24 protein-coding genes are annotated in these 26,654 nt (G+C 51.0%); 20 read left to right on the forward strand and 4 right to left on the reverse strand.

From position 1 onward, the window contains the following. The first annotated feature begins 5 nt into the window (after positions 1-5). From AUL54_RS13795 to AUL54_RS13860, 14 genes are all read left to right on the forward strand, one after another. Positions 6-686 carry a protein tyrosine kinase EpsB gene (locus tag AUL54_RS13795; protein ID WP_060964209.1) on the forward strand — a complete coding sequence of 227 codons (681 nt, stop codon included), beginning with the start codon at positions 6-8 and terminating at the stop codon, positions 684-686. Between the two features lie 222 nt (positions 687-908). Beyond that, complete coding sequence (locus tag AUL54_RS13800; RefSeq protein WP_016937855.1) at positions 909-2,726, forward strand: polysaccharide biosynthesis protein; 1,818 nt, start codon at positions 909-911, stop codon at positions 2,724-2,726. A 15-nt stretch (positions 2,727-2,741) separates the two neighbouring features. Next, positions 2,742-3,881, forward strand: a complete 1,140-nt coding sequence (locus AUL54_RS13805) for a glycosyltransferase family 4 protein (RefSeq protein WP_060964210.1) — start codon at positions 2,742-2,744, stop codon at positions 3,879-3,881. Next, positions 3,878-4,720, forward strand: coding sequence for a glycosyltransferase EpsE (locus tag AUL54_RS13810; RefSeq protein WP_060964211.1), 843 nt, complete (start codon positions 3,878-3,880; stop codon positions 4,718-4,720). The genes AUL54_RS13805 and AUL54_RS13810 overlap by 4 nt, the downstream gene beginning before the upstream one ends. Then, positions 4,713-5,849, forward strand: coding sequence for a glycosyltransferase family 1 protein (locus AUL54_RS13815; RefSeq protein WP_060964212.1), 1,137 nt, complete (start codon positions 4,713-4,715; stop codon positions 5,847-5,849). Before AUL54_RS13810 ends, AUL54_RS13815 begins: the two co-directional genes overlap by 8 nt. Before the next feature lie 3 nt (positions 5,850-5,852). Beyond that, a complete protein-coding gene (locus tag AUL54_RS13820; RefSeq protein WP_047477235.1) occupies positions 5,853-6,956 on the forward strand; it encodes a biofilm exopolysaccharide biosynthesis protein EpsG in 1,104 nt (367 codons plus the stop codon). Positions 6,957-6,974: 18 nt separating this feature from the next. Beyond that, entirely contained in the window at positions 6,975-8,012 is a 1,038-nt protein-coding gene (locus AUL54_RS13825) for a glycosyltransferase family 2 protein (RefSeq protein WP_060964213.1), read from the forward strand. Positions 8,013-8,016: 4 nt separating this feature from the next. Next, complete coding sequence (locus AUL54_RS13830; RefSeq protein ID WP_060964214.1) at positions 8,017-9,093, forward strand: polysaccharide pyruvyl transferase family protein; 1,077 nt, start codon at positions 8,017-8,019, stop codon at positions 9,091-9,093. After that, the gene (locus AUL54_RS13835; RefSeq protein ID WP_060964215.1) at positions 9,090-10,124 is read left to right on the forward strand and encodes a glycosyltransferase; all 1,035 of its coding nucleotides are present in this window, start codon (positions 9,090-9,092) and stop codon (positions 10,122-10,124) included. The genes AUL54_RS13830 and AUL54_RS13835 overlap by 4 nt, the downstream gene beginning before the upstream one ends. After that, positions 10,121-11,638: an MATE family efflux transporter gene (locus AUL54_RS13840; RefSeq protein ID WP_060964216.1), complete on the forward strand. Its 1,518-nt coding sequence runs from the start codon at positions 10,121-10,123 to the stop codon at positions 11,636-11,638. The genes AUL54_RS13835 and AUL54_RS13840 overlap by 4 nt, the downstream gene beginning before the upstream one ends. Continuing rightward, the gene (locus AUL54_RS13845; protein WP_060964217.1) at positions 11,635-12,243 is read left to right on the forward strand and encodes a sugar transferase; all 609 of its coding nucleotides are present in this window, start codon (positions 11,635-11,637) and stop codon (positions 12,241-12,243) included. Before AUL54_RS13840 ends, AUL54_RS13845 begins: the two co-directional genes overlap by 4 nt. After that, positions 12,240-12,887: an acetyltransferase gene (locus AUL54_RS13850; protein WP_060964218.1), complete on the forward strand. Its 648-nt coding sequence runs from the start codon at positions 12,240-12,242 to the stop codon at positions 12,885-12,887. Before AUL54_RS13845 ends, AUL54_RS13850 begins: the two co-directional genes overlap by 4 nt. A 4-nt stretch (positions 12,888-12,891) precedes the next feature. Next, positions 12,892-14,064, forward strand: coding sequence for an aminotransferase class I/II-fold pyridoxal phosphate-dependent enzyme (locus tag AUL54_RS13855; protein ID WP_060964219.1), 1,173 nt, complete (start codon positions 12,892-12,894; stop codon positions 14,062-14,064). Then, positions 14,043-15,008: a polysaccharide pyruvyl transferase family protein gene (locus tag AUL54_RS13860; RefSeq protein ID WP_060964220.1), complete on the forward strand. Its 966-nt coding sequence runs from the start codon at positions 14,043-14,045 to the stop codon at positions 15,006-15,008. The genes AUL54_RS13855 and AUL54_RS13860 overlap by 22 nt, the downstream gene beginning before the upstream one ends. Before the next feature lie 13 nt (positions 15,009-15,021). Here AUL54_RS13860 and yvfG read toward each other — a convergent pair whose 3' ends face one another. After that, the gene (yvfG, locus tag AUL54_RS13865; RefSeq protein ID WP_003151570.1) at positions 15,022-15,240 is read right to left on the reverse strand and encodes a protein YvfG; all 219 of its coding nucleotides are present in this window, start codon (positions 15,238-15,240) and stop codon (positions 15,022-15,024) included. Between the two features lie 77 nt (positions 15,241-15,317). Here yvfG and rpoN point away from each other — a divergent pair, with 77 nt between their 5' ends. Next, positions 15,318-16,628, forward strand: a complete 1,311-nt coding sequence (gene rpoN, locus AUL54_RS13870; protein WP_060965104.1) for an RNA polymerase factor sigma-54 — start codon at positions 15,318-15,320, stop codon at positions 16,626-16,628. A gap of 36 nt (positions 16,629-16,664) precedes the next feature. Here the strand turns inward: rpoN and lutP are convergent, their stop codons facing one another. Further along, positions 16,665-18,341 carry an L-lactate permease LutP gene (gene lutP / locus AUL54_RS13875; RefSeq protein WP_060964221.1) on the reverse strand — a complete coding sequence of 559 codons (1,677 nt, stop codon included), beginning with the start codon at positions 18,339-18,341 and terminating at the stop codon, positions 16,665-16,667. 204 nt (positions 18,342-18,545) lie between these two features. Between lutP and AUL54_RS13880 the strand changes: the two genes are divergently transcribed. The 5 genes from AUL54_RS13880 (at position 18,546) to AUL54_RS13900 (ending at position 23,555) form a co-directional block, all read left to right on the forward strand. After that, positions 18,546-19,265, forward strand: a complete 720-nt coding sequence (locus tag AUL54_RS13880) for an L-lactate utilization/bacilysin biosynthesis transcriptional regulator LutR (RefSeq protein ID WP_060964222.1) — start codon at positions 18,546-18,548, stop codon at positions 19,263-19,265. Between the two features lie 30 nt (positions 19,266-19,295). After that, positions 19,296-20,486, forward strand: coding sequence for an aminotransferase-like domain-containing protein (locus tag AUL54_RS13885; RefSeq protein ID WP_060964223.1), 1,191 nt, complete (start codon positions 19,296-19,298; stop codon positions 20,484-20,486). A 172-nt stretch (positions 20,487-20,658) separates the two neighbouring features. Then, positions 20,659-21,375 carry a (Fe-S)-binding protein gene (locus AUL54_RS13890; protein WP_060964224.1) on the forward strand — a complete coding sequence of 239 codons (717 nt, stop codon included), beginning with the start codon at positions 20,659-20,661 and terminating at the stop codon, positions 21,373-21,375. 27 nt (positions 21,376-21,402) lie between these two features. Next, a complete protein-coding gene (locus AUL54_RS13895; RefSeq protein ID WP_060964225.1) occupies positions 21,403-22,833 on the forward strand; it encodes a LutB/LldF family L-lactate oxidation iron-sulfur protein in 1,431 nt (476 codons plus the stop codon). Beyond that, positions 22,833-23,555, forward strand: a complete 723-nt coding sequence (locus tag AUL54_RS13900) for a LutC/YkgG family protein (RefSeq protein ID WP_060964226.1) — start codon at positions 22,833-22,835, stop codon at positions 23,553-23,555. Before AUL54_RS13895 ends, AUL54_RS13900 begins: the two co-directional genes overlap by 1 nt. A gap of 33 nt (positions 23,556-23,588) precedes the next feature. Here the strand turns inward: AUL54_RS13900 and AUL54_RS13905 are convergent, their stop codons facing one another. Then, a complete protein-coding gene (locus AUL54_RS13905) occupies positions 23,589-24,917 on the reverse strand; it encodes a GntP family permease (RefSeq protein ID WP_060964227.1) in 1,329 nt (442 codons plus the stop codon). 26 nt (positions 24,918-24,943) lie between these two features. Next, a complete protein-coding gene (gntK, locus tag AUL54_RS13910) occupies positions 24,944-26,488 on the reverse strand; it encodes a gluconokinase (RefSeq protein ID WP_060964228.1) in 1,545 nt (514 codons plus the stop codon). Positions 26,489-26,654: the final 166 nt, after the last annotated feature.

Here is a 26,654-nt window from a genome sequence, read left to right on the forward strand (position 1 = left end):
GGCGTTTGGGATTCAGAAAAAAGAAGTCAAGACGGGGATTGGCTCAAATATCTGTTTTACATCACAAATCATTGGTGGCTGAACAATACCGCACCATTCGGACAAATATTGAGTTTTCCTCTGTCCAGACCCATCTGCGCTCCATTCTCGTCACTTCTTCCGTTCCGGGAGAAGGAAAATCATTCAGCGCCGCCAATCTTGCCGCGGTATTTGCGCAGCAGGAGAAAAAGGTGCTGCTCGTCGATGCGGATTTACGAAAACCGACGATACACGAGACTTATCAGCTTGAAAATGTACAAGGCCTTACGAATGTGTTAGTCGGAAACGCTTCCCTCGATGAAACGGTGCAAAAAACGCTGATTGACAACCTCTATGTCCTAACGAGCGGGCCGACGCCGCCGAATCCGGCAGAGCTTTTGTCCTCAAAGGCGATGGGAGAGCTGATTCAGGAGATGTACAGCCGGTACAGTCTTGTTATTTTCGACTCACCTCCGCTTTTAGCGGTGGCTGACGGACAGATTTTAGCGAACCAGACGGATGGAAGCGTTCTCGTCGTCTTGAGCGGAAAAACGAAAATGGATACCGTCCAAAAGGCGAAAGACGCGCTCCAGCAGTCAAAGGCGAAGCTTCTGGGCGCGCTGCTGAATAAAAAGAAGATCAAAAAAACAGAGCACTACTCGTATTGAGCGGTGCAGGTGATGTCTCCTTACCTTTATCAACGGAGGCACTCGGCTCTGCTGTGGGCAGCGGTTTCTGCTGCCTTAGATGCTGGTCGTCGGTGGCGGGGTGTGAGGACGGGTTAAATGCCCAATTTATCTTAAGATGATGCATTGTTATCGGCTTAGCTGTTATGCCAGTTTTTTTACGAAAACCGTATCAGCTAAACCGATAAATGAGGAGGGGAAAGATTGACTTACCGGAGAAGACTTTCAATGATTTTTGCATTGGATACGTATCTCGTTTTACTTTCCGTTGTTATAGGATATCAATTTTTTGAGGATTCTTATCACTTTTATGACTCCGGAGCGTTATTGCTGACCGCCGTGAGCATGCTGATCAGCCACCATGTATGCGCTTTTATGTTTCATCAGTATAAGCAGGTATGGACGTATACGGGAATAGGTGAGCTGCTTGATCTGCTGAAGGGGATCACTCTGTCCGCAGCCGTGACAGCCGCCGTCCAATACGGGGTGTTCCACACGATTTTGTTCCGGCTTTTAGCCGTCAGCTGGATGATTCAGCTATTGTTTATCGGAGGAAGCCGGATGATTTCGCGCGTGCTGAAAGAAACGATCGGCAGGAAGCAAAATGACTCTTCCCGGGCGCTGATCATCGGCGCGGGCGCAGGGGGAACGCTGCTCGCCCGTCAGCTTACCCAGAAAAATGATCTCGGCATCATGCCGGTGGCTTTTATTGATGATGATCAGACGAAGCACAAGCTCAAAATTATGGGCCTGCCCGTCATCGGCGGAAAAGAAAGCATTATGCCGGCGGTGCAGAGGCTGAGAATTCATCATATCATCATCGCCATTCCGTCTCTTTGCCCCCATGAGCTCCAGACGCTGTACAAAGAATGTGTGCAGACGGGCGCCCATATTAAAATCATGCCGCAATTTGATGAGATCCTGCTCGGAACGCAGGCTGCCGGACACATCAGGGATGTAAAAGCCGAAGATCTCCTCGGCAGAAAGCCGGTCACCCTTGATACGAGCAAAATTTCTGACAGCATAAAGGGGAAAACGATTCTGGTCACGGGCGCCGGCGGCTCTATCGGTTCTGAAATCTGCCGCCAGATCAGCGCGTTTCTTCCGCATGAAATCGTCCTTCTCGGCCACGGGGAGAACAGCATTTATTCGGTGCATAACGAACTGTCCGCACGCTTCGGCAAAGAGGTGCTTTTTCACGCGGAGATTGCCGATATTCAGGACAGAGATAAAATCTTTACGTTGATGAAGAAATACGAGCCGCACGTCGTCTATCATGCGGCCGCTCATAAACATGTGCCGTTAATGGAACATAATCCGGAAGAAGCCGTCAAAAACAATATTATCGGCACGAAAAATGTCGCCGAAGCCGCCGATATGTGCGGAACGGAAACATTCGTGCTGATTTCTTCTGACAAAGCGGTCAATCCGGCCAATGTCATGGGCGCGACGAAGCGGTTTGCGGAAATGGTCATCATGAACCTCGGAAAGGTCAGCCGCACCAAATTCGCCGCCGTCCGTTTCGGAAATGTGCTCGGAAGCCGCGGCAGCGTCATTCCGATTTTTAAAAAGCAGATTGAAAAAGGCGGACCCGTCACCGTCACGCATCCGGCGATGACAAGATATTTTATGACGATTCCCGAAGCGTCAAGACTCGTCATTCAGGCGGGGGCGCTTGCAAAAGGGCGGCAGATTTTCGTTCTGGACATGGGAGAGCCCGTCAAAATCGTCGACTTGGCAAAAAACCTGATTCATTTATCAGGCTATACGACAGAACAGATTCCCATTGAATTCTCCGGCATCCGCCCGGGAGAAAAGATGTATGAAGAACTGCTGAATCATAATGAAGTACATACGGAACAGATTTTTCCGAAAATCCATATCGGGAAAGCGATCGACGGGGATTGGGGCGTGCTCATCCGTTTTATGGAGGAATTCAGCCGTCTGCCTGAAGATGAGCTGAGAAAACGGCTGTTTGAGGCGATTGAATCAGTACATGAAGAAGCGGCCGCAGGCGTGTGATGGGAGGACAGAAAGATGACGAAAAAAGTATTATTTTGCGCCACTGTCGATTATCATTTTAAAGCCTTTCACCTTCCGTATTTTCAATGGTTTCAGGATATGGGCTGGGAGGTGCACGTCGCGGCAGGCGGTCATATGAACCTTCCGTTCGTTGATAAAAAGTTTTCCATTCCGATCCGGCGCTCCCCGTTTCATCCCGAAAATCTTTCTGTTTACAGGCGGCTGAAGCAGCTCATTCAAGACAACGGCTATGACATGATTCACTGTCATACGCCGGTCGGCGGCGTACTCACCCGCCTTGCTGCGAGACAAGCGCGCCAAAAAGGGACAAAGGTGCTGTACACCGCGCACGGCTTTCACTTCTGCGACGGAGCGCCTCTGAAAAACTGGCTTCTTTATTACCCGATCGAAAAATTTCTCTCTTCTTATACGGATTGTCTCATTACCATTAATGAAGAAGATTTCGAACGGGCCAAGCAAATGAAAAAAACGGATTGCGACGCGAAAAAAATACACGGCATTGGTGTTAATACAGACAGGTTCCGCCCTGTGAGCCCGGGAGAAAGTGAACGGCTGAGAGAAAAACACGGCTTCAGCGTCGGGGAATTTATCCTCGTATATCCCGCCGAATTAAACGGCAACAAAAATCAGGGTATCCTCATTGAGTCTGCGGCCTTGCTGAAGCGCAGCATCCCGGAGCTGAAACTCGTATTTGCCGGAGAAGGCGCGATGGAAGAGCCGTACAGAAAAAAGGCTGAATCACTCGGGGTATCCGACATTGTGCGATTTTACGGTTTTTGCCGCGACATTCATGAGCTGATTCAGCTTGCCGATCTGTCTGTCGCCTCAAGTCTCCGCGAAGGGCTCGGTATGAATCTGCTTGAAGGGATGGCTGCCGAAAAGCCCGTCGTTGCCGCGGACAACAGGGGGCACCGCGAGATCATTGAAGACGGTGTGAATGGTTTTCTCGTGCCGGCCGGAGACAGCGCGGCGTTTGCCGATCGGATTGAAAAGCTGTACCGCTCCCCCGGCCTGCGAAAAGCAATGGGGCAAAAAGGGCGCAGGACGGCGGAAAGTTTTTCAGAAACACGCACGGTAAAGGAAATGGCGCATATTTACGCCGGTTATATGGATAAAAAGGAGAAAAGCGTATGAATGCAGGAGCACAACCGAAAATTTCCGTTATCATGGGGATTTATAATTGCGAACAGACTTTAGCGGAGAGTATTGAATCCATCCTGAGCCAATCTTATAAGAATTGGGAACTGATTATGTGTGATGACGCGTCAACTGACGGAACGTATCAGATTGCGCGCCGTTACGCGGATCATTACAGCGACCGGATCACGCTGATTCAAAATAAGACAAACAAGCGGCTTGCCGCTTCGCTGAACCGCTGTCTGACATACGCAACGGGGGATTATATCGCCAGACAGGACGGTGATGACATCTCCAACCCGAGAAGACTGGAAAAACAGGCCGCTTTCTTAAACAAGCACGCCCACTATCAAGTCGTCGGCACGGGGATGCTCGTATTTGACGAATTCGGCGTAAGGGGCGCCCGGCTTTTGCCGCCCGTGCCGAAACCGGGAATTATGGCGAAAGGCACACCGTTCTGCCACGGCACCATTATGATGCGGGCCGAAGCGTACAAAGCGCTCGGCGGCTACCGGTCAGTCAGGCGGACGCGGCGGATGGAGGATATCGATTTGTGGCTGCGCTTTTTTGAAGCGGGTTTCCGAGGGTACAACCTTCAGGAAACGCTGTATAAAGTCAGAGAGGACAGTGATGCGTTCAAAAGGAGATCGTTTACGTATTCCATTGATAATGCGGTCCTCGTTTTTCAGGCGTGCAGACGGCTGAAGCTGCCGCTTTCCCATTACGTGTATATCGCAAAACCGCTCATCCGCGCCATAACGCCGCCCGCGGTCATGAACCGTTATCATAAAAACAGGGACGTCCGCCAAAAAGAAGGGCTTGCCGAACATGACTGACAAGCCGGCGCGGGTGCTGCACATCTTCAGCGGGATGAATAGAGGCGGCGCAGAAACGATGATGATGAATTTGTACCGGAAGATGGACAGAACGAAGGTGCAGTTTGACTTTTTAACCCATAGGAACGATCCGTGCGCTTATGATGAGGAAATTCTTGCTCTCGGCGGACGGCTTTTTTATGTGCCGAGCATCGGCAGCACAAACCCGATTACTTTTGTGAAACAGGTCAAACGGGTGATTCAGGAAAAAGGACCGTTTGCCGCCGTGCATGCTCATACCGATTTTCAGTCGGGATTTATCGCATTGGCCGCTCGTTTAGCAGGCGTCCCCGTGCGGATCTGTCATTCGCACAGTACATCGTGGCGGGGGCGGTCGTCCGGGCTTGGCAAGGTGCAGATGTTTGTGTTCAGGCGGCTGATTACGGCAAATGCCACCGCGCTGTGCGCCTGCGGAGAAGAGGCGGGCCGTTTCTTATTCGGAAAACAAAAAGACGTGCGGCTTTTGCCGAACGGCATTGATCTTGACTTATTTGCCGGCGGACGCGCGGACATAGAATCTGAAAAAAGGAAGCGGGGCATTGCCGCCGGCCGATTGGTGATCGGTCATATCGGCCGCTTTACAGAGGAGAAAAACCACGAATTTCTGCTCCGGCTGGCCGCTGATATGAAAGAGCGGGGTATCGGTTTACAGCTGATCCTCGCCGGAGACGGTCCGCTTCGCACCGATATGGAAAAGCTGGCGGAGAAGCTGGGGCTTGATGGTGCTGTGCGTTTTATCGGTGTGGAAGATCGCGTTCATGATCTGCTGAAAACGCTGGATGTATTTGTCATGCCGTCTCTTTATGAGGGGCTGCCCGTCACGCTCGTTGAAGCGCAGGCCTCCGGGGTGCCGTGCGTCATATCAGACGGCATTACAGAAGAAGCCGATGCCGGGCTCGGGCTGGTCAAAAGGCTCAGCCTCAAAGAACCGCTTGAACAATGGGCATCCGCGATTTTGCGGGCAGCTGAGGCGCCAAAGCCTGGCAGGGCGCGCATTAAAGAAACCCTCGGACGGCTGGGATATGACGCGGGAGAGAATGCGGGGGCTGTGATGAAGCTTTACAATATGAACTGTGAAAAGGAACAGTAACGAATGATTGTATATGTAGTCAATATGGGAATTGTTTATATTTGGTCATGGTTCGCAAAAATGTGCGGCGGGCGTGATCAATCGCTTTCAACCGGATACCGGCCGAATCAGCTCGTCATGCTCGTTCCGCTGCTATCGCTTGTATTGGTTTCCGGTTTGCGTTACAGAGTCGGGACGGATTTTCAGACGTACGCGCTGATGTACAAACTGGCGGGAAATTACGGGAGCATATGGGAGATCTTCGGGTTCGGAGCGAAAAAAGCAGCCGTTGATCCGGGATTTACCGCTCTTATCTGGCTCATGAATTTTATCACGAAAGATCCGCAAATTATGTATTTCACCGTGGCGGTCGTGACGTGCAGCTTTATTTTAAAGGGGCTCGTTGAGTTCGGACGTCCATTTGAACTGAGTGTATTTTTGTTTTTGGGCACGTATCATTATTACGCTTCCTTTAACGGAATCAGGCAGTATATGGTGGCGGCTGTTTTGTTTTGGGCCGTCCGCTATGTGATAAATGGAAGCTGGAAGCGTTATATGTCCATCGTGCTGTTGTGTTCGCTCTTTCATTCCTCGGCCTTAATCATGATTCCGGTTTATTTCATTGTCAGAAGAAGAGCCTGGTCGCCCGCGATTTTCGGGCTGTCGGCCTTGTTTCTTCTCATGACGTTTCTGTATCAGAAGTTCATTTCGCTGTTTGTCGTCGTGCTGGAAAACAGTTCGTACGGTCATTATGAGAAATGGCTGATGACCAACACGAACGGGATGAACGTCGTAAAAATCGCGGTGCTGCTTCTGCCGCTGTTCTTGGCTTTTTGCTATCGGGAGCGGCTGCGGAAGCTCTGGCCTGACATTGATGTCATCGTGAATTTCTGTCTGCTGGGTCTGCTTTTCGGTCTGCTGGCGACAAAGGATGTTATTTTTGCCCGGTTTAATATATATTTCGGCCTTTACCAAATGATCCTGATCCCTTATTTTGTGAGGATTTTTGATGAAAAATCGAATGCGCTGATCTATATCGCCATTATTGTCTGTTATTTTCTTTACAGCTATTTGCTTATGCCGGTCGATTCGTCTGTGCTTCCGTACAGAACGATTTTTTCCCGGTAATGGATACTGGAGGTTTATATGGAAACACCCGCGGTCAGTTTATTAATTGCTGTGTATAATACGGAATCTTATTTAGAAAGATGCTTAGATTCATTGCTCAATCAGTCGCTCGCCAATATCGAAATCATCGCCGTCAATGACGGGTCAACAGATCAAAGCCCGGACATTCTTGAAACCTATCAGAAGCGGGATGAGAGAATCCGGGTCATTCATCAGCAAAACCGGGGACTCGGCGCGGTCCGCAACAAGGGGATCGCGGCGGCGCGCGGCGAATTTATCGCTTTTATTGATGCGGACGACTGGGTTGAACCTGATTATTGCCTGCGCATGTATGAAAAAGCGAAGGCTGATCAGGCTGATCTCGTGATTTGCGAATATGCGGCCGAGTTTGCGGATACGGGGAAAACCGCCGTTTCAACAATCGCTTCAGTGTACGCGGGGCGCCCGAAACAACTGTACCTGAAAGATTTATTTGAAGGAAGAGTCAGCGGATTCTCATGGAACAAGCTGTACAAAAGGGCCATGATCGAACAGCATCGGCTGCGCTTTCCGCTTCGGGATGAGCTTGAGCACGTGGAGGATCAGTACTTCAGCCTCCGGGCGCATGTTTTCGCCGATGCGGTCTCGTACGTGGATCAGCCGCTCTATCATTATCGGATTCACTTGACTTCCATTGTGCAAAGCTATCAGAAAAAGCTGTTTGACTCAGGTCTCGTTCTCTATCGGCTGAACGAGGCTTTTTTGCGTGAAAACGGCTGCTTACAGGAATACCGGCAGGAGCTGGATTATTTTATCGTTCAGCACGGAACAGTCTGCCTGCTGAATGAATGGAAGCGGAATAACGGCGGCCGGTTTTCTGAGAAGTGGAAGAATATCAGCCGGATATGCGCTGACCCCGTGTTTCGGCTGAGTCTTTCCAAAACCGGAACGGCGCCGTTTGACGCCAAACGCTCATGCCTTCTGCTTTTGGCGAGGCTGAAGCTGATTCCGTTCGTATCGCTGGCATCAGCCGCGTATCAGCGGGCAATCGAGTACAAAATGAAAATCAGAGGGTGAAGACATGTCGATACAATCTTTAAAAATCAATCTCGCGGAATGGCTTTTGCTAAAGGTCAAATACCCGTCCCAATTTCATTTCGGAACGTCAGCGGACAGGGCGGAGCATACAGCGGCAAGAAAAAAGATCATTCTGACGCTGCTTCCGTCCCACGATAATCTCGGTGATCATGCCATCGCCTACGCAAGCAAAACGTTTCTTGAACGGGAATATCCCGATTTTGACCTGATTGAGGTCGATATGAAGGATATTTACAGGTCCGCAAAAGCGCTGATCAAAAAGCGCCATCCCGATGATATGGTATTCATCATCGGCGGCGGGAACATGGGGGATTTGTACCGGTATGAGGAATGGACGCGCCGTTTTATTATAAAAACATTCCGGCAGTATCGGATCGTTCAGCTTCCGGCGACGGCTCACTTTTCTGATTCAAAAAAGGGGCGGAAGGAACTGAAACGCGCCCAAAAAGTGTACAATGCGCATCCCGATCTTCTGTTAATGGCGAGAGATGAGACGACGTATCAATGGATGAAGCGGCATTTTCCCGGAAAAACTGTGCTCAAACAGCCTGATATGGTCTTATATTTGGATAAAAGCGAGCGGCGCATCCCGCGGGAAGGGATCTACCTTTGTTTACGGGAGGATAAGGAGAGTGCACTGACAGCTGAGGAAAGAACGATGGTAAAAGAAGCTTTGAAAAAAGAGTACGGAGAGCTGCATACTTTTACCACGACGGTCGGCCGAAGGGTCAGCCGCCATACACGCGAAGGGGAGCTGGAGGCGCTGTGGAATACGCTGAAAGGCGCGGAGGCGGTTGTCACTGACAGGCTTCACGGGATGATTTTTTGCGCGCTGACGAAAACGCCTTGTGTCGTCATTCGTTCGTTTGATCATAAAGTGATGGAAGGCTTTCAATGGCTGAAACATATACCGAATATGACATTGCTTGAACGTCCGGAGCCTGAAGCCGTGACGGCCGCTGTAAACGGGCTGCTGAGCGGCAAGCATGAGGCAGGCGATTCTTTGCGCAGTGTTTATTTTGCCGGTCTGCGCTCGAAAATCAGCGGTGATGCCCAATGAACGCGCCGCTTGTGAGCGTGATCGTCCCGATGTATAAGACAGAGCCTTTTATTGAAGAATGCGCGGTATCTTTAACAAAACAGACGCTGAGAGACATCGAAATCATTTTCGTCAATGACGGCTCACCGGATCAGTCCGGCCGGATTGCCGAACAATTCGCCGCAGAAGATACGAGAATCCGGGTGATTCATAAAGAAAACGGCGGCCTCAGCTCGGCCCGCAATGCCGGAATAAAAGCCGCCCGCGGCCGTTATATCGGCTTTGCGGACGGCGATGACTATGTGGCGGAAACGATGTTCGAGCGGCTTTATGAAGAAGCGGAGAAGAACCGGCTTGATATCGCCGGCTGCGGTTATTACAAAGAAACACCGTCTAAAGAAAGAACGTATATGCCGCCGTCCCTTCCGCCGGGCCGCGTCTTCACGGCGGCTGAGATGACTGCATTGCTGACCCGCGCACACGAACATCGGTTTATTTGGTATGTGTGGCGCTATATATACCGGAGAGAAGCGCTGCAAGGGCTGTTGTTCCATGAAGATATCCGGTTTGCCGAAGATTCTCCGTTTAACTTGGCAGCGTTCCGGCAAGCCTCGCGTGTCAAAGTGATAGATGAAGGGCTGTACGTGTACCGGGAAAACCCGCAAAGCCTTACAGAAACACCGTTTAAGCCTCACTTAGATGACGAACTTCAGAAGCAATATGAAGCGAAAATGGCTTTTTATGAGGCGAACGGGCTGACGGACGCCTGCCGGGACGATATCGATACGTATTTGTGCAAGCATCAGATCCCGATGCTGATCGCCAACGCATGCGCCGCCCCGAAGCCGTCACATCAGATTACGGCGCACATCGGCAGAATTTTGACGTATGACATGGTAAAAACGGCGGTGCGCAGCACGCCGTGCCGGCATAAACAGCTGCTGGCGGGGGAGCGTGTGGTGCTCGGTCTGTGCAAAATGCGCCTTCCGCTTCTTCTGCATGCGTTTTTCGAACGGAAAACGAAAGAGAAAGGCAGTGCGGAAGGAGCATGAAATTTGCCATTAATTTCGGCGCTAATGTGACGGCGTTTTTACTATCGGTGTTTTTATCAGTGTGGATGACGCCCTTTATTGTGAAAACATTAGGTGTGGAGGCTTTTGGATTTGTCCATCTGACACAGAATATCATTAACTATTTCTCAATTATTACCGTTGCGCTGAGCTCTGTCGTTGTGAGGTTTTTCACCGTCGCCGCCCACAGGGGCAACAGGGATGAGGCCAATGCGTATGTAAGCAATTATTTAGCCGCGTCTGCCGTGATATCGCTTTTGCTCGCTGTGCCGCTCGCTGGGACGGCTTTTTATATTGACAAGATCATGAATGTGCCGGCCGGGCTGGTTACGGATGTGAGGCTCTCTATCGTCATCGGCAGTGTGCTGTTTATGCTGACGTTTTTGACGGCGGGATTCGCGACGGGGCCGTTTTTTGCCAACAAGCTTTATATCACAAGTTCTATTCAGGCCGTGCAAATGCTGGTCAGGGTGCTGTGTGTGCTCGCTCTGTTTACGTGCCTGCCGCCGAAGATCTGGCAGATCCAGCTTTCGGCTTTAGCGGGAGCCGTCTGTGCTGCGGTGCTGACGTTTTTCTTTTTTAAGAAATTGATTCCGTGGTTTTCTTTCAGCCGTAAAACCTTGTCATTACAGACGAGCAAAGTGCTGTTTTCGGCCGGTGCCTGGAGCTCTGTCAACCAGATCGGCGTGCTGCTGTTTCTGCAGATTGACCTCATGACGGCCAACCTCGTGCTGGGGCCGTCTGAAGCGGGTGTCTATGCCGCGATTATTCAATTTCCGCTCCTGCTCAGAAGTCTTGCCGGGACGCTTGCTTCGCTGTTTGCGCCGGTTTTGACTTCCTGCTATTCAAAAGGCGATATGGAAGGCCTCCTGTCTTACGCCAATAAGGCCGTGCGGCTGAACGGGCTTCTGCTCGCGCTTCCCGCGGCATTATTGGGAGGGCTTGCGGAACCGTTTCTGGCGATTTGGCTGGGCCCGTCATTTGTACAGACGGCGCCGCTTTTATACATTCACGCCGGGTACTTGGCGGTCAGTCTCTCTGTCATGCCGCTTTTTTACGTATGGACGGCTTTTAATAAACAAAAAACGCCCGCCGTCGTTACTTTATGCTTAGGCGGACTGAATGTCATATTGGCCGTGGTTCTCAGCGGACCGGCTCATCTCGGCCTGTACGGCATCACCATTGCCGGGGCTGTCTCCCTCATGTTGAAAAACGCCGTCTTCACGCCGCTGTATGTTTCGCATATTACCGGCTTTCAGAAAACCGCGTTTTACAAAGGCATGTTCGGTCCGTTGGCGGCGGCCGCATTTGCCTGGGCTGTCTGCCGGGGTATCCGGCTGTTTTCACCGCTTGACAGCTGGGCCGGTCTGATCGCCGCGGGACTTGCCGTATGCATGAGCTATGCCGCATTCGCTTTTTTCTTCATTTGTACGAAAGAAGAAAGGCGGCTTGCTTTACAGAAATGCCGAAAAGTGAAAGGAGCTGTTCAGATTTGAAGGCGAAACGTGTATTTGATATAGCAGCCGCGATGTTGTTATTGTGCGGCGCAAGTGTCATTCTTTTCTTCGCCATGGCAGCCGTCAGATGCGCCATCGGGTCTCCCGTATTATTCAAACAGACGAGACCGGGGCATAACGGGCGTCCGTTTACGTTGTATAAACTCAGGACGATGACGGATGCGCGTGATGAAAACGGTGTGCTGCTTCCGGATCATCTCCGTCTGACCAAAACGGGGAAGCTGATCAGAAAACTAAGCATCGACGAGCTTCCCCAGCTTTTTAATGTGATCAAAGGCGATATCAGTCTGGTCGGCCCCCGCCCTTTGCTGATGGATTATCTGCCGCTTTACACGGCGGAGCAGGCGCGGCGGCACGAGGTGAAACCGGGAATTACGGGCTGGGCGCAGATTAACGGGAGAAACGCGATTTCCTGGGAAGAGAAATTCAAGCTTGACGTGTGGTATGTCGACAACCGCTCATTCCTTCTCGACTTAAAGATTCTGCTTTTAACGGTGAAAAAAGTTCTCGTGTCAGAAGGCATACACCAAGACGGCCAAGTGACGGCAAAGCGCTTCACAGGCAGCGGAGATATGTCATCGTGAAAAAGATCGTGCTGATCGGAAACGGCGGACACGGAAAAGTGGTGAAGGAAATCGTGCAGGCCCGTTCCGATATGGAGCTTGCGGGCGTATTGGACGACGGATTCAGCGGTTTTGCCGTTCGGAACGGTTTATATACGGGCCGGACGAAAGACGTGCACATGCTTCTGCAACTCGTCCCCGAAGCCGTGTTCACGTTATGCATCGGACATAACGGTGTCAGAAAGCAGCTTGCTGAAAGGCTTGGGATTGAACAAGACGATTATGCCGCACTCATTCACCCAAGGGCAATCGTCAGTGAAACGGCCTCCGTCGGACACGGAACGGTTGTGATGGCGGGCGCCGTCATTCAGACGGGCGCTGACATCGGCGCCCATTGCATCATCAATACGGGTGCGGTTGCCGATCATGACAATGCAATCGGAGATTACGTCCATCTTTCACCGCGCGCGGCGCTTGCCGGCGGAGTGAAAGTCGGGGAAGGAGCGCACGTCGGAATCGGGGCGTCCGTCATACCGCAGATGGACATCGGCCCTTGGTCCGTGATCGGCGCGGGGGCTGCCGTCATCAGCAGTATTCCCGATCATGTGACGGCGGTCGGCGTTCCGGCCCGCGTCATCTCCTCTATTCATAATGAAAAAGGATGATTTCATGCATACAAATAAACGGATTTATTTATCTCCGCCGCATATGAGCGGAAAAGAACAGGAATACATCGCGGAAGCCTTCCGTTCCAATTGGATTGCGCCGCTCGGTCCGCTCGTCAATTCGTTTGAAGCGCGGCTGGCGGAATATGCGGGAGTGAAATGCGCGGCGGCCGTAAGCTCGGGAACGGCGGCCATCCATCTTGCGCTGCGGCTTGCGGGTGTGAAAAAAGGAGACGCTGTATTTTGCCCCTCCTTTACATTTGTCGCCACGGCGAATCCGATTGTGTACGAGCAGGCAGAGCCCGTTTTTATTGATTCGGAATGGGAGACGTGGAACATGTCTCCCGACGCGCTTGAGCGGGCGCTCCGGGATGCAAAACGGCGCGGCAGGCTCCCGAAAGCGGTGATCGCCGTCAATCTTTACGGCCAAAGCGCAAAAATGGATGAACTCGTGAGCCTTTGCGATGCTTATGGCGTCTGTCTGATTGAAGACGCTGCCGAGTCTTTAGGATCAACATATAAAGGCAGGCAGAGCGGCACATTCGGCCGTTTCGGCATTTATTCCTTTAACGGAAACAAAATCATTACAACATCGGGAGGCGGCATGCTCGTGTCTGACGATGAAGCCGCGATTGAAAAAGCGAGGTTTCTTGCGTCACAGGCGAGAGATGACGCCGTTCATTACCAGCACAGCGAGCTCGGTTATAACTACAGACTCAGCAACATTCTCGCGGGCGTGGGTATATCACAGCTGGAAGTGCTCGAAGATCGCGTCCGGGCGAGGAGAGACATTTTTCACAGGTATCGGGAAGCGCTGGAAACGTATCCGGGAATCCGCATGATGCCGGAGCTTGAAGGAACGGTTTCAAACCGCTGGCTCACGGCTCTGACGCTTGATAACGGCGTGACGCCGGAAGAAGCCGTCGCCTATCTTGCAGAACAGCATATTGAGGCACGTCCGTTGTGGAAACCGCTGCATACGCAGCCGCTTTTCTCGTCTTCTGTCTTTTATCCTCACAGTGAAGATGAGCGGGTTTCTGAGAATCTTTTCAGCCGGGGGATTTGTCTGCCGTCCGGCTCTGACTTGTCTATTGTCGGGCAGCAGCGTGTCATTGACGCACTTGCGCACCTGTTTGAAACGAAAGGGGAGAAAACATGGACAGCCGCCATGTCATGAGCCGATTAAAAGAGACGCTGGCAGGTCTGCTCAGCGTCATACCGCCCAAGTCTGACATCATGTATGCCGACTATCCCCTCTACGGAAATGTAGGGGATTTATTAATTATGAAAGGGACGGAGGCGTTTTTTAAAGCGCACGGCATCCGAGTGAAACAGCGCTGGAATCCAGATAATTTTCCATTTGGGCGCCGGGCGGGCAAAGAAACGATCATCGTCTGCCAGGGAGGCGGGAATTTCGGGGATCTCTACCCGTACTATCAGACGTTCAGAGAAAGAATCGTCAAAGCCTTTCCGGAAAACAGGATCGTCATTCTGCCGCAAACCATCTATTATCAGGATAAAACACGGCTGCGAAAGACAGCGGCGCTTTTTGCGGAGCACAAGGATCTGCACCTGTTTACGAGAGATCATGTGTCATACGAAACCGCGAAACGCTTTTTTTCGGCAAATCATATCGGGCTTATGCCGGATATGGCCCATCAGCTGTATCCGATCCGGACGGCAGCGGCTCCGTCACGCGGCAAGCTTCATTTTATCCGCACGGACGGGGAAATCAATCCGAATCTGCAAACCGATTCTTCCGTTGAAAGCTGCGACTGGCAGCATGTGCTGTCAGCAAGCGACCGCCATGGGATCGCTTTTTTCCAAACGCTGAATGTTTTGAATAAAAAAGCGGGAAACCCGCTGCCGATTGCGCGGTTTTGGAAACTCTATTCCGATTTCTTAACGAAAAAAGCAGTCCTGTTTTTCAGCAGGTACGAATCGGTGGAAACGTCAAGGCTTCACGGCCACATTCTGTCCTCGCTTCTCGGGAAACCAAATACCGTCATTGATAATTCATACGGGAAAAACGCCAACTATTATCACACTTGGATGCACGAAGCGCCGGACGTCCGTCTGATCGGGGAAACCGCCGGCACGAAGGAAAACCTTCCGCTTTGAATGAGCGGAAGGTTTATTTTGTTTCTCCACGTTTTACTTTGTTATATGCCTCATCCAAATGCTGAATTCTTTTGAGCACAACCGAGTTCTTTGTCAGCTGATCCTGGACAAGGGTTGAGACGACGGAGCGGTAATAGCTGTTCATCGCATGAATTCGGTCTTCATTCGGATTCATTTCAATATGCTGTGTAAAGTTTTCAATAAAATACGGAACAGAAAAAAGTTCTGACATCTATAAAGCAACTCCTTTTAATAAGTATATACGGTATGAAACCAATCATGTACAATGAAAAAAGGGGAGTGAGCATGATGGATATGAAACTTCAGCAAACACAAATGTTAAAGCCTCAATTAACGCAAGAGCTTAAACAGGCCATCGCATTACTCGGATACAATTCCGCGGAACTGGCCGGATATATTGATGAGCTCTCACTGGAAAACCCTCTGATTGAACGAAAGGAAACAGACACGCCGCCACTATCTTACCATAAAACAAGTAAAAACAGGATGAAAGAACGGGACGGAAGCCAGCAGATCAGACTTACGCGCAAAACGCTGCAGGATTCGCTCAAACAGCAGGCCTTAGACATGAAGCTGTCCGATGATGAGAAGAAAATTTTTAATTATCTGATATATTCTTTGGATTCAAACGGATATTTAAATGAGGACATACAAGCTGCTGCCGACCATGTATCCGCATCATTGGAGGAGACGGAAGCGGTTCTCGCAAAGCTTCAATCGCTTGAGCCCGCGGGAATCGGCGCTAGGTCTTTGCAGGAATGCATCCTTCTTCAGCTCCGCCGTCTGCCTGAGCGGAACGAACAGGCGGAATGGATTGCTGGCGCCTATTTTGAGCTATTTGCAAGAAAGAACTGGAAAGCGCTTACAATGAAGACGGGCATTCCGCTGAAAGACATTCAGGACATCTTTGACATGATCAGCGCGCTTGATCCGAGGCCGGGGCTCCGTTATGCGCATGAGGAGCCGGGTTTTTACGTGGAACCGGATATTTTCATCACGGTGAAAAACGGCACCATTCAAGCGCGGCTCAACAGCCGTTCGTTCCCTGACATCCAGCTTCATGCCCATTACCAGCCGCTATTGTCAGCCGCCGGATGCCGTGATACGAAAAATTATCTGTCGGCGAAATATCAGGAATGGCGCTGGCTGAACCGGGCGTTATCGCAAAGAAAACAAACCATCACGAGAATCATCGGCGTCCTGACTGAACGGCAGGCATCCTTTTTTCTCACAGGAAAAAGCGGAATGCAGCCGCTGACCTTAAGAGAGGTGGCGGAAACGCTGGAGCTCCACGAATCAACGATCAGCCGGGCCATTAAAGGGAAGTACGTTCAGACGCCGTACGGACTGTATGAAATGAAAACATTTTTCTCGGCGAAAGCTGAATCATCGGGAGACGGCGGCGCCTCCAATTATGCCGTAAAAGTCCATCTGGAAGCATTGGTCCGTAAAGAAGATAAAAAGAAACCTTTTTCAGACCAAAAGCTTGCCGATCTGCTGCACGAACAACATGACATCCGAATCTCCAGACGCACCGTCGCCAAATACCGTGACCAATTAAATATCCCGCCGTCATCTGCGCGAAAACGGTACAGCTGAAACCTCCCCGAGCCATACCCGGGGAGGTTCTCCGTGTTACGGGATCATCCATGAAAACAGATGATGCTGTAAAAATGTCATGAGACAGACGAGAAAAAGCAAAAACAGACTGTGCTTAATCGTAAAGCGGAAAAGGTCTGATTCCTTGCCCGCCAGACCGACAGCGGCACAGGCAACCGCAATGGATTGCGGAGAAATCATTTTTCCGGTGACACCGCCTGATGAATTGGCGGCGACGGAGAGAACCGGTTCCATCCCGACGGAGAGCGCCGTCACCTTTTGCAATCCGCCGAATAACAGATTGGCCGACGTATCAGAGCCGGTAATAAACACGCCGAGCCAGCCGAGCACCGGCGAAAAAAAGGTAAACATCGCGCCCGTCATGGCAAGCGCAAGACCGAGTGTCGTGCTCATGCCGGAAGCATTCGTCACATAAGCAAAGCCGACAACAGAAACGATGGTGACGATCGGAAGCGTCAATTCTTTCACCGTTTCTATAAACGCCCCGCCCCATGCCTTCCACGACATGCCGAGTGCGAACTTGGAGATGACGGCGGCAATCAGAATCGCCGTGCCCGCTGAACCGAGAAGCTCAAGCTTGTACACCGCTTCAATCGGCGTGCCGTCCGCCTGAAGAATTTGCTGATTTACAAATGGGACGGGAGGCGTGAAAGTCAATGCACGCCCGGCTGCATTCAGCCAGGAAAGCCAAATGGACGTTCCTTCATAATGGCCGGTCAGGGCGGCCTTCACGCCGGGAATCCCCCAAACGGATATCATGGCCGTCAGAAGAAGAAAAGGAGACCACGCTTTAAATATTTGAGCGCCTCCGTACACGGCCGGCACCCCGTCGATGGACGCTGCTGATTCCCGTTCTGCCGCGAAATGAAATGCCGTTTTCGGTTTCCAAAACTTTAAAAACACAGCGAGCGCGGCCATGGAAACCAGCGCTGACAGCACATCCGGCAGTTCAGGCCCTAAAAAGTTCGAGCTTGCGTACTGCACGGCCGCAAAGGAGACGCCGGAAACAAGAATGGCCGGCCATACTTCAAAAGCCTTTTTAAACCCGCTCATCAAAATGATTAAATAAAGCGGTATAAACACGGATAAAAACGGCAGCTGCCGGCCGACCATTTGGGAAATGTCCATAGCCGGTATCCCGGTCGGACCTTCGACGGCGGTAATCGGAATGCCGATCGCCCCAAAGGCAACAGGCGCCGTATTGGCAATCAGGCAAATCCCCGCCGCATAAAGCGGCTGAAAACCAAGTCCGACAAGCAAAGCGGCCGAGATTGCGACGGGAGCGCCGAAACCGGCGGCGCCCTCTAAAAACGCCCCGAAAGAAAAGGCGATGAGCAGCGCCTGCAAACGCCGGTCATCTGTAATGGACAGCACTGAACTCCGGATAATCTCAAATTGTCCCGTTTTCACGGTGATTTTATACAAAAAGACCGATGTGACGATAATCCAGCCGATCGGAAGCAGACCGTACACCGCTCCCTGCGAAGCCGACAGCACCGCTTTTTCCGCCGGCATGCCGTACACAAATACAGCGATTAAAAGCGAAATGGCTAACGTCAAAAGCCCCGCTATGTACCCCTTCATCCGTTTCACCGCAAGCGCCCAAAAAAAGAAGATCATCGGCACGAGCGCGCAAGCTGCCGATAAAAGCAAATTTCCCCCTAATGGAGCATACCCCTGTGTCCATTGCATCCCTAAAAAACCCCTCCTTATGTCATGCAAGCGATTACTTTTATGATAAGGTCATCTGATGACCGGGTTAATTAGCATTATATTTTGAAAGTTTTGAAAATACAATCCTTTTCTTGAACAAATTGTCTGAACCTGTCGGCGGTGCGAAAAAAGAAGTATAATAGACGATAAACATCAAGATTCACAAGTGACGGGGTGATCGCGTTGAAATATAAACAAATTAAAACGAAAAAAATCTACGAAGAAATCGCTGATGCATTGCTGGAGAAGATAAAAGCGGGCGAGCTTAAGCCGGGTGAAAAGCTTGATTCCGTTCAGGCGCTTTCCGAGAGCTTTCAGGTCAGCCGCTCGGCGGTCAGAGAAGCGCTGTCAGCTTTAAAAGCGATGGGGCTTGTCGACATGAAGCAGGGAGAAGGCACATACATAAGAGAATTTGAGCCGTCCCATATTTCCCAGCCGCTTTCTTCCGCTCTCTTAATGAAAAAAGAGGATGTCAAACAGCTGCTCGAAGTCAGAAAGCTGCTTGAACTCGGCGTCGCCGCCATGGCCGCTGAAAAACGCACCGAAGAGGATTTACAAAAAATCCGCCAGGCCCTCATGGAGATGAAAGACATCGACGGAGACGAAGAATTGGGCGAAAAAGCAGATTTCTCCTTTCACATGGCGCTGGCGGAAGCATCACAAAACGGCCTGCTCAAGCATCTCATGAATCATGTCTCTGCGCTTCTTTTGGAAACGATGAGAGAAACGAGAAGAATCTGGCTGTTTTCTAAACGAACGAGCGTGCAGCGATTGTATGAAGAGCATGAACGCATATACAGCGCCGTCGCCGCCGGAGACGCGGATGAAGCGGAAGCTGCGATGACCGCGCACCTGACGAATGTGGAAGAAGTGCTGGGGGCTTATTTTGAAGAAAATGTATAGAAGCTGACTTGTGAAAGGGGATATGATCACATGCAGGCCGAATCTTTTTTTTCTGACCATGTAAAGAAAGCTTTGACAAACGATCCTCCCGGGGAGTGGATGCCGGCTGTTCCAAAAGCGTGCATCCCTCTGCATTCCGGCTATCCCGATCCCGCGCTCGTTCCTGCTAAGGAGCTGAAAGAAGCCGCGTCCCGCCTTCTGGATGAGGAGCGCGATCTGCCGCTGCATTATATGGGAAGCCCGAAGCCGGCCGTTTTGAAAAAGCAGATTCAAGAACGGTTATCCTTCCGCGGCATTCGCTGCCGTGACGATGAGCTGCTCGTGACCTCCGGCGCCTGTCAGGCGATAGATCTGGCAGCCCGGGTTTTCCTCGATGAACAAACCGCCGTTGCCGCAGAAGCTCCGGCTTACATGGAAGCGCTTGAGATTTTTAAAAATTACACACCGCATATGATGAGCATTCCGGCAGATCAAGACGGTCTGCAAACAGAAACATTAGCCTTCATGCTTGAGGAAAGAAAACGAAAAGGGCTTGTGCTTCCGCGTCTTCTTTACACGATACCCGCTTTTCAGAATCCTGCGGGAACCGTGATGTCAGCGAAGCGGAGAACCCGCCTGCTTCAGCTTGCCGACACATATAATTTTCTCATCTTGGAGGATGACGCATACGGCGAGCTCGGATTCACGGATATCCCGCTGTCATTGAAAGCCATGGATCAGAACGGCCGGGTTCTGTACGCCGGTTCATTTTCAAAAGTCATCGCCCCGGGTCTGAGAATCGGCTGGATTGCAGGGGACGCTGCATTCATCAAGGCATTGTCTTGGTTTAAAAAAGACTTGGATCATCCATTTTCTCAAGCGGTGACCGCCGTCTATTTGGAACAAACAAATGTTGAAGAACGGCTCGCCGCCTTGCGTAAAGCATACCGGAGCAAACGTGACGTTTTGATCGCCGCATTAAAGCAATATCTGCCGGAGTCCGCATCCTGGCACGTGCCGGACGGCGGTTATTTTGTCTGGGTGAAAGTGCCGGGGGCGGATACGTCCGCACTTCTGGAGCGGGCTCTTTCTCACGGTGTTTCCTATGTACCCGGTAAATATTTTTTTCAGAATCAGGAAGACGGCGCAGAATATCTCCGCCTGTCGTTCAGTTACGCAGGGAAAGCCGCGCTAAAAGAGGGGGTCCAACGGCTGGGACGCCTGCTGGAAAATAAGGTGTAAAGAAGCTTGCGGGCTTCTCTTTTTTTTTTTTGCTCTTAGCGCATCGGACAAAAGGATTTTCAGAAAAACCTTCCAATCCATATTCAGAATAGTGTAGGATATTTATAGAGCTTTCCAAAATCAGGTCATCAGATGACCAGATTACATATTGAGGATGAAAGAGGGGTTCATCATGAAAGTCTCATTATTTGTCACGTGCCTTGTGGATATGTTCCAGACCAATGTCGGAAAGGCGACGGTTGAGGTGCTGGAACGGCTCGGGTGTGAGGTGGATTTTCCCGAGGGTCAGATTTGCTGCGGGCAGCCCGCATACAACAGCGGGTATGTGACGGACGCAAAAAAAGCGATGAAGCAGATGATTGCCGCGTTTGAGGAAGCGGAGTACGTCGTCAGTCCGTCAGGTTCCTGTACGACGATGTTCCGTGAATATCCGCATCTGTTTCAGGACGATCCGAAGTGGGCGGAAAAAGCGCAGCAGCTTGCGGATAAAACGTATGAGTTAACAGATTTTATCGTCAATGTTCTCGGGGTGGAGGATGTCGGGGCGGTGCTGCATAAAAAAGCGACATTACATACGTCGTGCCACATGACAAGGCTGCTCGGCGTGTCGGAGGAGCCGATGAAGCTTTTGCGCCATGTAAAGGGGCTTGATTTTACTCCGCTTCCCGGAAAACATCAATGCTGCGGATTCGGAGGAACGTTTTCAGTGAAAATGGCGCAAATCTCTGAGCAAATGGTGGATGAAAAGGTCGCCTGCGTGGAAGACACGGAAGCCGAGGTGCTGATCGGGGCGGATTGCGGCTGTCTGATGAATATCGGCGGGCGTCTTGATCGTAAGGATAAAAACGTCAGAGTCATGCACATCGCCGAAGTGCTGAACAGCAGATAACACGAGAAACCACAAGGGGGTAAAATCATGGCGATGAAAATCGGTACCGCGGCTTTTAAAGAGCGGGTATCAGAAGGAATAGATAATGAGTTTATGAGAGGAGCCGTCTCCGGAGCGCAGGAACGGCTCAGGACGAGAAGGCTTCAGGCGGCAGAGGAATTGGGAAACTGGGAGGATTGGCGTTCCCATGCGGAGGAAATCAGGCAGCATGTGCTGGACAATCTTGATTTCTATTTAGAACAGCTCGCCGAAAACGTCGCCAAAAGAGGGGGACACGTATTTTTCGCCGAAACGGCGGAAGAAGCGTCCTCCTATATCCGCGATGTCATCCGGCAGAAAAATGCCAAAAAAATCGTAAAATCCAAATCCATGGTGACAGAAGAAATCAATATGAACGAAGTGCTTGAAGAAGAGGGCTGTGAAGTCACAGAAACGGATCTCGGCGAATATATTCTCCAGATTGACGATCACGATCCGCCGTCACATATCGTTGCTCCCGCTCTTCACAAAAACAAAGAGCAGATTCGTGACGTGTTTAAAGAGAGACTCGAATACAAACAGACCGAAAAACCGGAAGAGCTCGTCATGCACGCGCGCAGCGTCCTCCGGAAAAAATTTCTCGAAGCGGATGTCGGCATCACGGGCTGCAACTTTGCAATCGCAGATACGGGATCGGTCAGTCTCGTGACAAATGAAGGAAACGGCCGCCTTGTGTCCGCGCTGCCGAAGACGCAGATCACCGTGATGGGAATGGAGCGGATCGTTCCTTCATTTTCTGAGTTTGAAGTGCTTGTCAGCATGCTGACGAGAAGTGCGGTCGGCCAGCGGCTTACAAGTTACATTACGGCGCTGACGGGCCCCCGGCAGGAGGGAGAAGCAGACGGGCCGGAGGAATTCCACCTCGTGGTCGTGGACAACGGTCGTTCCCGCATACTCGGCACGGAATTTCAATCAGTGCTGCAATGTATCCGCTGCGCCGCCTGCATCAACGTCTGTCCCGTATACCGGCATGTCGGCGGACACTCGTACGGGTCCATCTATTCGGGACCGATCGGCGCCGTCTTATCGCCCCTTCTCGGCGGATACGATGAGTATAAGGAGCTCCCGTACGCATCTTCCTTATGCGCGGCCTGTACGGAAGCGTGTCCTGTTAAAATTCCGCTGCACGAGCTGCTGCTCAAGCATCGGCAGAACATCGTGGAAAAAGAGGGCAAAGCGCCGTTTGGCGAAAAGCTGGCCATGAAAGCCTTCGGGATCGGCTCGTCATCCCCGTCCCTTTATAAAATGGGATCAAAATGGGCGCCTGCAGCCATGACGCCGTTTACGGAAGATGACAAAATATCAAAAGGGCCGGGGCCGTTAAAGGGATGGACCGCAGTCCGGGACTTCCCGGCGCCGCATAAATCGAGATTCAGAGATTGGTTTTTTGACCGGGAAAAACAAAAGGGGGAAGAATGATGATGAAAGGGACGGTTAAACATCAGGAATCCTTTTTAAACCGGATCGCCGGACGTCTGGGCAGAGAGCGCAGAAAAGCAGGCGTGTCCCTGCCTGAATGGAAGTACCAGCCTCAATATGAAACGCATGCGGGCTGTACGGAAGATGATCTTGTCACGATGCTGAAAGACCACTGCGTCAACATTCATACCGAGCTGATCGAAACGGATGCCGCCGGGCTGTACGCCGCTTTGCGCACGCAGGTGGACCGTTTTGAAGGAGGGCCTGTCATCATTCCGAACGACAGCCGGTTTGAAACGTACGGCCTGCAGACTCTTATGTCGGAAGAGTGGCCGGATGAAGGCATTCCGGTTTGGGAATGGGATGCGGAGCAAGGAGCGAAAAATATTGAAAAAGCGGAACAAGCGAATGTAGGCATTACATTCAGCGAGATCACGCTCGCTGAATCAGCCACCGTCGTTTTGTATGCCTCAGAGCATGCCGGCCGATCAGTCAGCCTGCTTCCGAAAACCTATATCGCAATCATCCCGAAATCTTCCATTGTGCCGAGAATGACGCAGGCCAGCGATATATTGAAACAGCAGATCAGAGACGGCGTCACCGTTCCTTCCTGCATCAACTATATTACCGGACCGAGCAACTCGGCCGATATCGAAATGGACTTGGTTGTCGGCGTCCACGGACCCGTGAAAGCCGCTTATATCCTTGTTAATGACCGATAAAAAACAACCCCCGGTTTTGGCCGGGGGTTGTTTTTATATAAACGCGTTAATGATCATAATAAAACAAATCGCACTGACAGAAATAATCGTTTCCATCGCCGTCCATGTCAGGAACGTTTCTTTCACGGTCATTCCGAAATACTCTTTAATGAGCCAGAAACCGGAGTCGTTGACGTGAGACAGAATCAAAGAGCCCGCTCCCGTTGCCAAAACAAGAAGCTCGCTGCTGACCCCCGGCATGACAGATGCAATCGGTGCAACAATACCGGCCGCCGTCATCATGGCGACAGTCGCTGAACCTGTCGCGACACGGATGACCGCCGCGATCGTCCAACTTAAAAGAACGGGAGAGAAGCTCGAATGCTTCGCCATGTCTGCGATATACGTGCCGACGCCTGAATCAATCAGAACGTTGTTAAAAGCGCCGCCGGCTCCGATCACGAGCAGAATGGAGGCGATCGGTCCCAGACAGTCATTGCTGAATTTTAAAATGCTTTCTCTGTTAAAGCCCTGATAAAATCCAAGGCTGAAAAAGGAGTAAACCGTGGCGATCAAAAGCGCTGTGACAGGGTCGCCGATAAATTTAAAAGTGTCATAGAGCGTGCTTTTTTCCGGAAGCGCAATTTCGGCAAGCGTTGCCATAAGCATCAGAATCACCGGTACTAATATCGTAAACAATGTATTTGCGAATCCCGGAAGCTTGCGTTTTTCATTCCGTTCAATAAATTGTTTTTTCAACAGTTCGGGGACGGGTTTGTGAATGCGCTTACCGATCCATTTTCCGTAAAGCGGCCCTGCGATGATAGCAGTCGGAATGCCGACGATTAAAGAATACACAATCGTTTTTCCGACATTGGCGTGATAAATGCCGACAGCTGCCATCGCCGCCGGGTGGGGCGGAACCAATCCGTGCACGACGGAAAGTCCCGCAAGGAGCGGAATTCCGATCGTCACTAATGAAACACCGGTTTCAATCGCAATCGTAAACAGAAGCGGGACGAGCAGGACGAAGCCGACCTGGAAAAAGACCGGGATGCCGACGATAAAAGCGACGGCCACCATCGCCCAATGCACTTTCTTTTTGCCGAAACGGCCGATCAGGGTGTGGGCGATCCGCTCCGCACCGCCTGATTCAGCCATCATTTTTCCGAGCATCGTACCGAGGGCCAGCACGATCGCAAGCAGAGACAGTGTATTGCCGAGCCCGGTTTTCATCGAAGTGACAATGTCCGGCAGCTTCATGCCCGCTGCAAAACCGACAAGAATGGATGTAATCAAAAGACTGATAAAAGGATTTAACTTAGCGACCGTAATCAATAAGAGTAAAACGATAATAGCGGCAATGACTATAAACAGTAACATGACCTTTTCACCCTTTCAAAGAAGAATTATCGGCTTTGTTTGAGCTGAAATTCACTGATGACGTCAAATTCATCTTTGAGCTTGTCATACAGCCGCTCGTATAAGTAAAACAGCTCAATATATGTTTCGCTGTTTTTGACATTCGGTTCATGACGGTGAGAAATTCTGATCCAGTCCTGAACATCCTCAATCTGTTCCATTTCGCCAATGCTGTGTAAAGCGAGGACGGCAGCTCCGAGCGCCGATGCCTCATAACTTTCCGGAACGAGGACTTCCCGTCCCATCGTATCGGACAAAATCTGCCTCCACAGCGGCGATCTCGCAAACCCTCCGGATGCCCGCACATCTTTTGCGGGGCCCGCCAAATCTCTCAGTGCGACACCGATCGAAAAGACGCTCATGATGACGCCTTCCAGCACCGCTCTGATAAAATGCTCCCGTTTATGGCGGAGGCTGATGCCGAAAAACGTTCCGCGGGCATTCGGATTCCAAAACGGCGCGCGCTCTCCTGATAAAAACGGCAGAAACAGCAGACCATCAGAGCCTGCGGGCACTTTATCCGCGATATCAATCATTAAATCGTACGGATCAATGCCAAGCCGCTTCGCCGTTTCGACCTCAGGAGAAGCGAACTCATCACGAAGCCAGCGCAGCATAATGCCTCCGTTATTCGTCGGTCCTCCGATGACCCAATGCTTGTCAGTAAGCGCATAACAGAACGTCCGCGCTTTCTCATCCGTCACCGGCTTATCCGTCACCGAACGTACGGCTCCGCTTGTTCCGATCGTAACGGCTACCTCGCCTTTGCCGATCGCGCCTACTCCCAGATTGGCGAGCACGCCGTCATTTGCGCCGATAATAAACGGAGTATCCGCATGAATGCCCATCCGTGCCGCGATTTCCGGTGCAAGGCCGCATAGCTGGTGAGTGGTCGGCACGAGGTCCGACAGCTGATCTTCCCGGATTCCGGCAATCCGGAGCGCTTCTTCATCCCATGAAAGCGTCTCTAAACGGAACAGCCCCGTTGCCGAAGCAATCGAATAATCAACGACATAAGTTCCGAAAAACTCGTGCAAAATATATTCCTTAATACTGATGAATTTGGCGGCTTTCGCGAAAGTCTCCTTATCCTGTTCTCTCATCCACACAATTTTGGAAAGGGGAGACATCGGGTGAATCGGTGTGCCCGTTCTTTTATAAATATCGAAACCGTTCATTTCTTTTAAAATCCGTTTTGATTGCTCGGCGCTTCGGTTGTCCGCCCAAATGATGCTTTTGGTCAGCAAGCCGCCGTTTTGATCGACAGCAATCAATGAGTGCATGGCGGTGCTGATACCGATTGCCAGCAGGTTGTCCGGGCTCAGTCCGGCCTTTGTGACGGCGCCTCTGATGCTCGCGATAACAGCTTCCAAAATGTGCTCGGGATCCTGCTCGGCCCATGCCGGCTTCTGTTGTATTAAATCATAGTGAACCGAATGTTTGGATAGCACTTTGCCTCTTGGTCCGAACAGAACGGCTTTCGTGCTGGTCGTGCCGATATCCAGACCGATAACAGCTTGGGTTTCCTTCATATATATCCCGCCTACTCTAATTGAATAATAAGATAGATTGATAATGTATGCCCTTACAAAGTCAATTATAGGAATAATTTTTTTATAAATCAACGATAGAGAAGAAAATTTTTTTCACAAAATTGCCTCAATTCCCGCTGTATCGGCTTTTCTCTTTGAAAAATAA

The organism is Bacillus sp. SDLI1 (assembly GCF_001553895.1).
Classification (GTDB): domain Bacteria; phylum Bacillota; class Bacilli; order Bacillales; family Bacillaceae; genus Bacillus; species Bacillus siamensis.